Source organism: Acidobacteriota bacterium (assembly GCA_022562055.1).
GTDB lineage: Bacteria > Actinomycetota > Acidimicrobiia > Spongiisociales > UBA5794 > BMS3BBIN02.
Window position 1 is genome coordinate 1 of record JADFQA010000061.1, and the last position, 10059, is coordinate 10059.

Here is a 10059-nt window from a genome sequence, read left to right on the forward strand (position 1 = left end):
AAGGTAAACCACCACGGATCGGTCTTCTCGTCGAACCAAACATGGGTCAACATCTTGAGCGCGGAGGTCGCTGTGTTCTCGGTCGGGAAGAACAGCTTCGGACACCCCTCGGCCACTGTGGTGTCTCAGTGGACATCGTCGGGAGCAGCCTCATATCAGACGAACTCGGCAACAGAATCAACGGGGCTCGTCGACGGAAACGTGGTGATCACGACCTCCGGCATCGGGGGCTTCGGTGTTGCAACATCGGCCAGTAGCCGGTCCGATGTCTATCCGATCACGCCTTAGCCGCACGACTGAGTCACCGTTGCTGCACATGTTTTGCATAAGTTGATCGACCAGGCCGACGGGTGAGTTGCGACCGGCGTAAGCGTCTGCAGACCCACCAAAAAAAGCGACCAAGTCTTACCGGCCGACAGCCTAAGCCGAAATGCGTTATGCGATGAGCGTATCCCGGTCGGTTGTAGATTCGTACCGGTACTCTCCGTCCGTTGAAACCGTGACAATATGGATCAGTGGTTCCCCACCGAAGAGGCCGATTGGCTTTTCATCTGTCAGACCGAAGAACAGAGCAATGAAAGTGATGCTTCCCCATTGGGCGTCGGGTTGTCTGTCTCTCGACGCCCAACGAATATGCTCCTCGATTTCGAGGGTTCCTTCGCCATCAAAATAGATCACGTCAACACGCTCGAACTCGCCTGCTATGCCTGTCGCAGCCTCAAGCCCGCGTAGGTAAAGCTCGGCGACATCGGCGAACACCACGAAGCCATCGTCAAACTCATGGGATCCTACCTCGACGGCAGACACCCATTCCCACAACGAACACACCTCTCCGTGCTATTCGCAACCTTCAAGATCGAGATATTCAAGACCATCGAACGGTGGATCGAGTTCGCACGAGACGAGATCGATGAATGGCCAAATACCCAAGACCTCGGAATGACCCCGCGCACTGAGACCCTCACACGCCTGCTCGCACGAGATCAATTGCCCGTGAACCCATAGGGCCGGCCAAGAATGCCTCGGGAGCGAGGACCATCCTACGCGCGTGGGTCGCCAGGTGGTCAGCGCGCATTACGTTGGAAAGCTCTCAGCGATAGCCCGCGCGGTGCCCTCGTTGGATGTCAACGCGCCAGACCGTCGAGGATGAGGTCGAGGACGAACAGGAAGGAGTCGTGAGTTGGGTGGTCTTCAGCGTGGTAGCGGAGGTGGTCGATCACCTTTGGGAAGCGTTCGGCATCGAGGTTCTCTGCCACGTCTTCGACGTGGGTTGTTGGGTTCGAGCTAGCTGCTGATAACTCCTGGCGTGTATGGCCGAGGACGTGGTTGATGACGGCGTGGAAAGCGAGGTCGGTGAGGTCGTCGGGTAGGCCAGCCAATGCGAGATGTTCGAGAACGGTCTCCATCAATGTCCAGCGTTGCGGCCTTGGAATCCGAGCCGGCCACACCTCGACGGCCCAGGGGTGGCGGTGAAGTACATCTCGTGTCGATGTTGCTATTCAGCGGACGCCCTCCTTCCAGTCAGCGCCTGGCTCTGGACGCTCGATCGTGGCGGCGATATCCTCGACCATGGCGTCGAGAAGTTCGTCCTTGTTCAGGATGTGGTTGTAGAGCGACATCGTTCCCGCGTCCAATGCGGCAGCGAGGCTGCGCATGCTGATCGAGTCGATGCCGTCGCGGTCGGCTGCCTCAACCGCAGCGCGTACGATCCGCTTCGGCGTGAGTGGGGTCTTCTGTTCGCTGGCCATGAGAAAACCAAATCTGTGAGCGCGTTTGCGATCAGCGTACACCGTACGTAAAATGATCTCATGTCAGGTACAGCGTACGTACCGATACAACTGGCCGGTACACACTCATGAGGTGGGTCTCTCGTAGCGACGTCGGGCCCATGTTGTCGACACTGTGGGTGTACGTCCTGCTGAACATCTTGTTCCGCGATATCCATGAGCTGTTCCGACCCGGGTTCGTCGAAGAGCTGCTTGGTTCCAATTTTGACCAAGCGGTCGTCTTCGCTGGCGGTGTCGCCCTCCAGCTGCCACTAGCACTTGTGGTGCTGTCGCGTCTGTTGCATCGACGCTGGGCGCGAATCGCCAACCTCGGAGTAGCAGCATTGATGGCGTTGGTCACAGCGACCACCTGGCCCAAGGACGCCGACGACGTCCTCTTCTCGGGTTTCGAGCTGCTCGGACTCGCCGCCATCGCCGTTCTCGCGTTGCGGTGGCGGGAAGACTCTCAAGAGGTGTCAGTTACGCAGGAAACAAGGAGCCCGTGACCGTTCGTTCGACGGCTGTTGTCACTGGCGCCAACTCCGGCATCGGCCTGGAAACCGTCCGGGGCCTGGCCCGTGAGGGTATCCACGTGGTGATGGTATGCCGCAACGAGACCAAGGCTGAGGCGGCCAAGGTCGACATCGAGGCATCCGTGCCGATGCGTCGCTATCGATCGTCCTCTGCGACCTCAGTCTGCAGGTCGACGTGCGACGGGCCGCCGCAGAGATCGAGGCAAAGAACGAGCAGCTCGACCTGCTGGTGAACAACGCCGGGATCATGATCCGATCCCGTCAGATCACAACCGAAGGTATCGAGATGATGCTGGCCGTCAACCATGTCGCGCCGTTTCTGCTCACGGCCCTACTACTACCCTTGCTGCAGGCCTCGACACCCGCCCGGATCGTCAACGTCGCCTCCGGGGCCCACAGCATGGGCAGACTCGATCTCGGCGACTTTCAGCCACCCGGGGCTATGGCCTGTTCGGCTTCTCTCGCTATGGCGAAACCAAGCTGATGAACATCCTGTTCACGCGCTCGCTCGCCCGTCGCATCGAGGGCACGGGCGTCACCGTCAACTGTCTGCACCCGGGAGAGGTGGCCACCAACCTCGGCAACCCGCCGGCTCCGATCCGGCTGCTGCTCCGCATGATCACGGTTGATCCGACCCGGGGAGCCGAGACGACCCTCGCCGCCGCCACCAAGGCCGAGTACGCCGATGTGAGCGGCAGCTACTTCGTGAATTCCAAACCGGCCGACCACAAGCTCAGCGCGGCCGCCCGGGATGGTGAGGCCGCAGCCGCGCTCTGGACCGCCACCGAGGACCTGCTGGTCTCGTCGCCGCCTCGAGCACGTACCGGACCCCCATGAACGACAACGAACGCAGATCCGCAAGTTTCTGGGACCGGCGGGCAGCAACCTACGGCAAGACAGAAGCCGAGAACTCGCAGCTACACACGGCAATGGTTGAAAGATCACTCATGTACCTTGGCAGCGACGACGTAGCTCTCGACTTCGGCTGCGGGACCGGGGCACTCAGCTACAGGTTCGCCCCTCATGTCAAGGCATTGCATGGCGTGGACATATCGCGGCAGATGATCAACGCAGCGAAGGACAGAGCCGACCAAGAGCACGTCGAAGGCCTTCACTTCTCGGATGGCTCGATATTCAACGAGGTATTCCAACCCGATACATACGACGTCATCCTGACTTCCCAGGTTCTGCACGTCTTGAGCAACCGAGACGGGGTTGTCAGTCGCATACATAGACTCGTCAAGCCAGGCGGCTGGTTCTTGTCCACTACGCCGTGCATGAATGAGAGTTAGTCAGTCATGAAGCTCACCAACCGGGCGCTGTCGCTGGCGAGTGCAGCGCGGATCATCCCTTACATGAAGTTCCACTCTGTACCCGAATTGGAGCGGTCGATTTCGGACGCGGGTTTTGAGATCCATGAGGCGGCGGACCTGGCATTCGACCAGAGTTCTGACATGAAATACGTGTTCGCCCGGTTCGTTGCGGCGAGGAAGGGCCGCTGATCTGAATCCACCTCCAAGGACAAATCGCGATCGCCTAGTGCCCCGCCCGCCTTTGTGGAGTTCGCGTCGTGGTTGTGGCTCCGGGTGGCGTCTCTGTGGCGGCTGCGGTTGAGTCCCTAGGTCGATTCCTCTCACCTTCATTCGGTAGTTATCGCTCTCCGAGAGTTCCGAGTCCCTGGTGGACCTCTGGAGCCCCCAGCATGGCTCTCGCTGTACGAGCCGCATATTCGGGGACTAGGCATCTGCTTCTCGAATCGGTCTATTGGTGGGCCGTCTAGGCTTGCCCGATGGAAAAACCCGAACCAACTTCTGCTGGCAGCGAGACTCGTCACCCTCGATCCTTTGGCTCGACCGAATACATCTTGGCGACCGTGGTCGGCATTCTTGTGTTGGTGTTGGCGGCCCTAGGTGGTCGGCATGTTGCCTTCGATGCTTCGATCACCTTGCACGGCGTAATTGCCAACAGCGTGTTTACGCTCCAGGGCATTCTGATACTGTTGCTCTTTTTTCGCCGAGCCTCTACATCTGTCAAGGTGATAGCTGCTTTGTTTTTCTTGCTGCTTGTCGCCCAGATTGGGTTGGGATACTCGGCCAGAAGCACCCATGGGACGGTGGCGATTCACATTCCGCTCGGTGCCGCCCTCTTTGGTCTTGCCGGTCTACAGATCGACAGAATCTATCAAGCCACGAGAAGGCTTAGCCCCATCCGCTGAGTCGACAGCACCGAAACCTGAGGTGGTCTGGACACGGTAGCAACGCGCTAGAACGGCTGATCTGCTCATGGTTGACAGGGCTGACCTCGTGCAGAGCCCACAGGACCTGGTCAGGTTGGCGGGTACGATGAAAGAGCACGGCGGCGGAGGTTTCGTTCGCGACCCTATCTGTGTATGACGAATTGTGATACAATTCGCGACATGGCTCAAGCAATATCTGTTCGACTCGACGACGAATCCCTCCTTGCTCTGGGGCAGCTCGAAGCCTCTGGCATGACTCGTTCACAAGCCATCCGGGCGGCATTGGTCGAGACCGCATCGCGGCACCGAGACAAGCAAATGTTGGCAGCCGAGGTAGTCGCTCTCGAAGCCGACGACGATGACCGGGCCGAGATGCTAGCCGTGGCCGACCTCATGGAAGGCCTCCGTGCTCAGAGGTGACGTCTTCGCCTTGCGCCTCCCCAAGGGAATCGGCCACGAACAGCGCGGGAAACGCTTCGGAGTCGTTGTGCAGTCTGACGCGCTCCTTCCGCGGTCTGTCGTCCTCATTGCCCCGACTTCCAGGAGCGCCAAACCAGCATCGTTCCGACCTGAGATCGAGGTCGACGGGTCACCGACCCGGGTTCTTGTCGAGCAGGTCGGCGCTATCGATATCAGTCGACTCGGAGAATTGGCCAGCCATCTCACGCCGCAAGAACAGTGGGGCGTCGACACCGCTCTCCTCACAGTTCTAGGGTAGAGTTCGACACTCGATGAATGGGTCCGTCCGCTCATGGACGCGGAGTAGCTAGGCTGATGCATGTCCATATTGACCGTCGATCTGCGCTATCGCTATTAGCGCCCCGCGACCGAGAGCCTCTCATAATCTGCCCATCGCTCGACCTGCTGGGTCCAGCCGTCGCCCCAGAAGTCAAGCCGTACGGTCCCGTCTCGCTCCAACTGGAAACAACGTGGCCAACCAAACGCAGTCATCAAGTCGTCGAGGAGAGGTGCGGCGGTTCTGAGCACGCTCTTGATCTCAACCAGGTCCTCAACGTCCGCTGACAGGACTGTTTGAACAGGCGTAGCGACCACTTGCGCGTGGTCGGCCTCCCAGCGCCCGGGACCGGTGGTAACGGTCACAGGCAACCCTTCCGCGACGATGCCGGCAGAGATCATGATCTCGCCATGCACGTCGAACTGCCGTCCCAATACTCCATAGGCCGCGAGACGGGCAACTAGCTCGCACGTCATCCGGGTGTCATAGAAGCCGGGAATCGCCCGCTGATCTCCATGGTGGTCGCCCATGCCTCGTTGGAGACCCGCGTCGGCGACAATCACGCCGAGGAAGGCTCCATCATCGTGGAACTCCATCCACCCATACCGTCGCAGCGTTTCTGCCTCGTAGCCCTTGGCAAGATCGATCCTCTTGAAGCCGGGCTTGAGGTCGGTGAAAAGAACGTCACCGACGCCGTTGGCTCCAAAGACGGGCTGCGTATGCAGTGCCCGAATCTCGGCGAACGTTTCGCGGTCAGGACGGAAGAGTCGCTCGTATGGTTCGAGCGGGACCACGGCGACATAGATCGCTGGAGGCGGCTCCGCGCCGAGACGTTCTGCGACGCGAGAGATCAAGGAATCGAGCCTGGACGACACCCTCTCGACCCGGACGCCGCGAGTTATATACATTTGGGCCACCTCAGCTTCTGAAAGGGGGTGACGACTCCTTCCGGTGCGTCGGTAGTAGCCGAGACGACTGCCCTCCGCCACGGCGAATGGCAGGCGCGTTGAGGAGGGGGTGTCGACGATGATGACGCCGTCTGGGCCATCGCCGATCTCGACTTCGTGTATGTCGATCCGCAGGTGCGGTTCGATGAGACTGTTGCAAATCTGATTCAGACGGGTCACCTCGCTTCCGAGGCCGACCGGTGTGATCCGACTCGCGGCATCGTTCGTATCGTCCTCGATTCCGATGACGATGATGCCCCCGCCTCCGTTCGCCATAGCTGCGACATCGCGAGCGAACTCGCGGCGTTCGTCTGACGAAGTTCCCGGGAGCTGTGACTTGTACTCGAGCCGCTGATGCTCGACGACGGCGTTAGTCACGAGGTCGTCGAATACCGTTTCCTGGAGACCGTCGGCCGCAACACTGAGTACACGTACAAGCATGATGGAGGACATTCTCCCACTTCCGAGGACCCATTGGGCGGTTCCAGATGAAGGTGACAGGAACGGGTCTCCGCTCAAGCAGCGAGTTCAAACAGTTCCCGTCAGCTCCAATCGAAGTCTTCCGTCTCCCAAGACATTCGCGTCCCGACCGGCCGAATTCAGCGCGACCATTTATGGTTTCCGTACACATACATACATACATACATACATGCATGCATGCAAGAGTCCAGAGCCTCAGAGGGAAACACGGATGGCCCGGAACACCAGAATCGGTAGGACCAAGATCAGAACAGCTGTCTTAGTGTTGACGATTGCAGGCATCGTGGGTGTGGGCACCGCGGCCGTTGCTCGGTCCCCCTTCCAGCACACGACCGAAACGACCTGGCATGGCCACTCCATACCGGTAGCAGGTGGCACCCACGCGTGGACCGACCACGACACGGGGACGAAGCACGCTAGCGTCGACGTGTACCCGACGAGCGTTGCTGATCGGCTACACCGGGAACATCGCCCGGTCCGCCACGGCCGACCGGTACGCCGCCTACAACGGCACCGCCCCCGTCGAGTACTCCTCAGGAGGCAAGAAACGGCACCGGCTGTCCATGCGGGGTAACCGGATACTCAACCACGCCATCCACATGGTCGCGGTCACCCAGATCCGCTACGACACCGAGGGCAGGGTCTACTACGACCGCAAACTCGACGAAGGCAAAACCAAAAAGGAGGCGCTACGGGCCTTGAAACGGCGTCTCTCCAACGTCGTCTACCGGCGTCTCGTCGCCGACCAACAGCGCCAGGCTCTAGAGAGTTAGGGCCCGGGGGACACCCAGGAACGTCTCTGTCGCTTGCGTGGCCGGCCTCGCGTCCTGATCACCGGCTCTTCAGCTCAGTCACCCCGGACCCGTCCCCAAACTTACACCCCCGGCCGGTGAAGCCGGCCCGAACCAACGCGCTCGAAACACCCCACTTGACACAAAGAGGCTTCGTTATGGGCGGGTGCCGGGAATCGCAGGGTGCGTCGTGGTGCTCCTACCCACCCCAGATCAAGAGCCACACGGTAAGTGACAGCTCCGAGATGATCGCGGGTACCGCAAACACCAATGAGTGAGCTTCGTTGTTCCCATAGCTCGAGGAGAGAAAGCAAGCGAAGCTGTCGATGAGATAAGCGACTGAGGCGATGATCAACAGGACGCCCAGGACTGTGGGGATGTAGTCCGACCTGACGATCAAATACCCAAGACCGAGTATGTGAAGACCAAAGAACACGAATCCAACGTTGAACGCGTTGTCGTACGACTTAAGAAGTCGCATCGCTTGAGCGTTGAGCGAATCAGGTTGAGACCTCTCGTAATCATCCACCCCACTAAGGATGTCCAACACCGAGAGGAGATAGACCACGGCGATCGCAGCGACCGCGACATATACCAACCGAATCCACGCCGTGAGTAATGACAGGCTGTCACTCACCGGCCTGAGGAAGATATAGAGCGCCCAAGCCACGACCACATCAGCCACAAGGACGACCATCCAAGTAGCGACGCCGACGCGAAATCGCGACTCGGAAGCCACGATATTGCTAGCTGTCGCCGCTGCGTTTCCCCGCACCACTAGCTTCTGGCGGCGTACGTTGCCGAAACCGAACAAGAAGATGACCACGTAGCCGACCCCAGCGATAAGCGCAGCTTCGCGCAGTGATAAATCGGCGATGTCCGTCACTTCAGGTGCCACCATTCGGAGGGTCCTGCTGTCGTATTCCAGCGCGGTGACTGCACTCAAGCGTATCGGTTGCCAACTCCGCCACCGTCTTCCATCCAAGAGGATACCGGCAACCTCCACGAAGCGGAATCTACGCGGGGTCGAGCCGCCCTGCATCAGAGATTCCCCCGCCCATAACCGGCTGGGTGGGATGATGTTGCGCGGTGTTGCACGCCCCGGTTGGGCGGTAGATCACTTGTTGAGCTGAATTGAGTAGCTCTGTCGGGTCTGTTCCGCTGTCCCGGTGGCGTGTGCCACCCCTTCGCCTTTAGCGAACAGAAAGGGGCGACCATGTCAATGGTACGGATGATTGTTGGTGGTGTGGATACCCACGCCGATACCCATGTAGCGGCAGCAGTGGATGGCAATGGTGGGATTCTCGGAATCGAGTCGTTCCCTGCCGACGAGGCGGGGTTCGAGGCGCTCCTTGGGTGGCTCACATCTCATGGCGAGATCGCCCGGGTTGGTGCTGAGGGCACGGGGTCTTGGGGTGTCGGCCGCTCACGGTTCCTCCACGACCAGGAGATCTCAGTGGTGGAGGTTGATCGCCAGAATCGTCAGAACCGTCGCAAGGTCGGGAAGTCTGACCCGGCTGATGCCGTGTCTGCAGCTAGGGCTGCCCTATCGGGGTCAGCGTCGGTGGCTCCAAAGACACGTAATGGGCCGGTCGAACAGATGCGGATCTTGTTGGTGGCGAGGCGTTCGGCTCGTTCTCAACGCATTGCAACATTGAACCAGTTACGGTATCTCGTGTTCACAGGTCCCGAAGCGGTTCGAGCCAGATTCAAGGATCGGTACAAGACCGGCCTGATCAGCGAGGTCGCAAAGTTGAGGCCGCGTAAGGGTTCTGACCCGGTCCTGTACACAACCCAATTCACGATGCGTGCTCTGGCGCGTCGTGTCCAGTCGCTCAACGCTGAGATCAAAGGCCTCGACTCGATGCTCACCGAACTGGTTTCCGATACGGCACCGTTGCTGGTTGGGCTCTACGGGGTCGGCACCGACACCGCAGCATCGCTCCTCGTCACTGCAGGAGACAACCCGCAGCGGCTGCGCTCGGGAACGGTCGTGGGCGCACCTGTGTGGTGTCTGCCCGATCCCCACAGGGTCAGGCAAGACCTCAGGACGGGTCCGGCTAAACCGTGGCGGCAACCGTCAAGCCAACGCCGCGTTGTATCGCATCGTATTGACTCGCATGAGCAGCGACCCCAGAACCAAGACGTATGTGACCCGCCGCCGTGAAGAAGGGAAGAACACCGCTGAGATCGTGCGCTGTCTCAAGCGCTACGTCGCACGCGAAACGTTCAAACACATCCAACACATCACATAAGATCTGGGTGGGAGCCTGACCCAATATCCGGCTGACGCACCGTTCCGGTGCTGTCCTCATAATGACCTGTCGACTCCCACCCACACCACTCTTTGGTTCGGTGTGACCTAATACGAGCCTGCCCACCACACGGTGTGGCCCCACCCAGTCCTGTCCACCAAACCACACGCTCCTTGACATACGAGAATCATTATGTCCGGTCAAGGACTCTGCTGTTTGGTCTGCATTTGGTCCGCGAGACAACACGAAACAGGGCGAATCGACGCGAGACAGTGCAAGGTGAAAACCGTTGGTGTGTATGTACTATCGGCCGAT

At 59.7% G+C, this 10059-nt stretch carries 16 protein-coding genes and 1 pseudogene; 12 read left to right on the plus strand and 5 right to left on the minus strand.

The genetic code is table 11. The features are described 5' to 3' along the window. Positions 1-435 precede the first annotated feature (435 nt). A complete protein-coding gene (locus IIC71_14610; GenBank protein MCH7670412.1) occupies positions 436-762 on the minus strand; it encodes a hypothetical protein in 327 nt (108 codons plus the stop codon). Positions 763-780: 18 nt separating this feature from the next. Between IIC71_14610 and IIC71_14615 the strand changes: the two genes are divergently transcribed. After that, positions 781-1005, plus strand: coding sequence for a hypothetical protein (locus IIC71_14615; protein MCH7670413.1), 225 nt, complete (start codon positions 781-783; stop codon positions 1003-1005). 119 nt (positions 1006-1124) lie between these two features. On the opposite strand, the gene IIC71_14620 is transcribed toward IIC71_14615, so the two are convergent. Beyond that, positions 1125-1499, minus strand: a complete 375-nt coding sequence (locus IIC71_14620) for a TetR/AcrR family transcriptional regulator C-terminal domain-containing protein (protein MCH7670414.1) — start codon at positions 1497-1499, stop codon at positions 1125-1127. After that, a complete protein-coding gene (locus IIC71_14625) occupies positions 1500-1748 on the minus strand; it encodes a TetR family transcriptional regulator (GenBank protein ID MCH7670415.1) in 249 nt (82 codons plus the stop codon). It abuts the gene before it with no gap. A 140-nt stretch (positions 1749-1888) separates the two neighbouring features. Here IIC71_14625 and IIC71_14630 point away from each other — a divergent pair, with 140 nt between their 5' ends. The 9 genes from IIC71_14630 (at position 1889) to IIC71_14670 (ending at position 5253) form a co-directional block, all read left to right on the plus strand. Further along, positions 1889-2272, plus strand: a complete 384-nt coding sequence (locus tag IIC71_14630; GenBank protein MCH7670416.1) for a hypothetical protein — start codon at positions 1889-1891, stop codon at positions 2270-2272. Continuing rightward, on the plus strand, positions 2269-2532 hold the full coding sequence (locus IIC71_14635; GenBank protein ID MCH7670417.1) for an SDR family NAD(P)-dependent oxidoreductase: 264 nt from the start codon (positions 2269-2271) through the stop codon (positions 2530-2532). The genes IIC71_14630 and IIC71_14635 overlap by 4 nt, the downstream gene beginning before the upstream one ends. Next, positions 2418-2783, plus strand: coding sequence for an SDR family NAD(P)-dependent oxidoreductase (locus tag IIC71_14640; GenBank protein MCH7670418.1), 366 nt, complete (start codon positions 2418-2420; stop codon positions 2781-2783). The genes IIC71_14635 and IIC71_14640 overlap by 115 nt, the downstream gene beginning before the upstream one ends. Next, positions 2783-3136 carry a hypothetical protein gene (locus IIC71_14645; protein MCH7670419.1) on the plus strand — a complete coding sequence of 118 codons (354 nt, stop codon included), beginning with the start codon at positions 2783-2785 and terminating at the stop codon, positions 3134-3136. Before IIC71_14640 ends, IIC71_14645 begins: the two co-directional genes overlap by 1 nt. Beyond that, positions 3133-3591, plus strand: coding sequence for a class I SAM-dependent methyltransferase (locus IIC71_14650; protein MCH7670420.1), 459 nt, complete (start codon positions 3133-3135; stop codon positions 3589-3591). The genes IIC71_14645 and IIC71_14650 overlap by 4 nt, the downstream gene beginning before the upstream one ends. A 6-nt stretch (positions 3592-3597) precedes the next feature. Next, on the plus strand, positions 3598-3801 hold the full coding sequence (locus IIC71_14655) for a hypothetical protein (GenBank protein MCH7670421.1): 204 nt from the start codon (positions 3598-3600) through the stop codon (positions 3799-3801). A 287-nt stretch (positions 3802-4088) separates the two neighbouring features. Beyond that, positions 4089-4514, plus strand: a complete 426-nt coding sequence (locus IIC71_14660; protein MCH7670422.1) for a hypothetical protein — start codon at positions 4089-4091, stop codon at positions 4512-4514. A 201-nt stretch (positions 4515-4715) separates the two neighbouring features. Next, the gene (locus tag IIC71_14665; GenBank protein MCH7670423.1) at positions 4716-4955 is read left to right on the plus strand and encodes a hypothetical protein; all 240 of its coding nucleotides are present in this window, start codon (positions 4716-4718) and stop codon (positions 4953-4955) included. Next, positions 4942-5253, plus strand: a complete 312-nt coding sequence (locus IIC71_14670; GenBank protein ID MCH7670424.1) for a type II toxin-antitoxin system PemK/MazF family toxin — start codon at positions 4942-4944, stop codon at positions 5251-5253. The genes IIC71_14665 and IIC71_14670 overlap by 14 nt, the downstream gene beginning before the upstream one ends. Before the next feature lie 95 nt (positions 5254-5348). Here the strand turns inward: IIC71_14670 and IIC71_14675 are convergent, their stop codons facing one another. Beyond that, a complete protein-coding gene (locus IIC71_14675) occupies positions 5349-6659 on the minus strand; it encodes an ATP-binding protein (GenBank protein MCH7670425.1) in 1311 nt (436 codons plus the stop codon). A gap of 410 nt (positions 6660-7069) precedes the next feature. On the opposite strand from IIC71_14675, the gene IIC71_14680 reads away from it, so the two are divergent. Next, on the plus strand, positions 7070-7471 hold the full coding sequence (locus IIC71_14680; GenBank protein MCH7670426.1) for an IS110 family transposase: 402 nt from the start codon (positions 7070-7072) through the stop codon (positions 7469-7471). Between the two features lie 217 nt (positions 7472-7688). Here IIC71_14680 and IIC71_14685 read toward each other — a convergent pair whose 3' ends face one another. Then, a complete protein-coding gene (locus tag IIC71_14685; protein MCH7670427.1) occupies positions 7689-8390 on the minus strand; it encodes a DUF4386 domain-containing protein in 702 nt (233 codons plus the stop codon). A gap of 333 nt (positions 8391-8723) precedes the next feature. Here IIC71_14685 and IIC71_14690 point away from each other — a divergent pair. Beyond that, positions 8724-9744 (plus strand): annotated as a pseudogene (locus tag IIC71_14690) (IS110 family transposase). Positions 9745-10059: the final 315 nt, after the last annotated feature.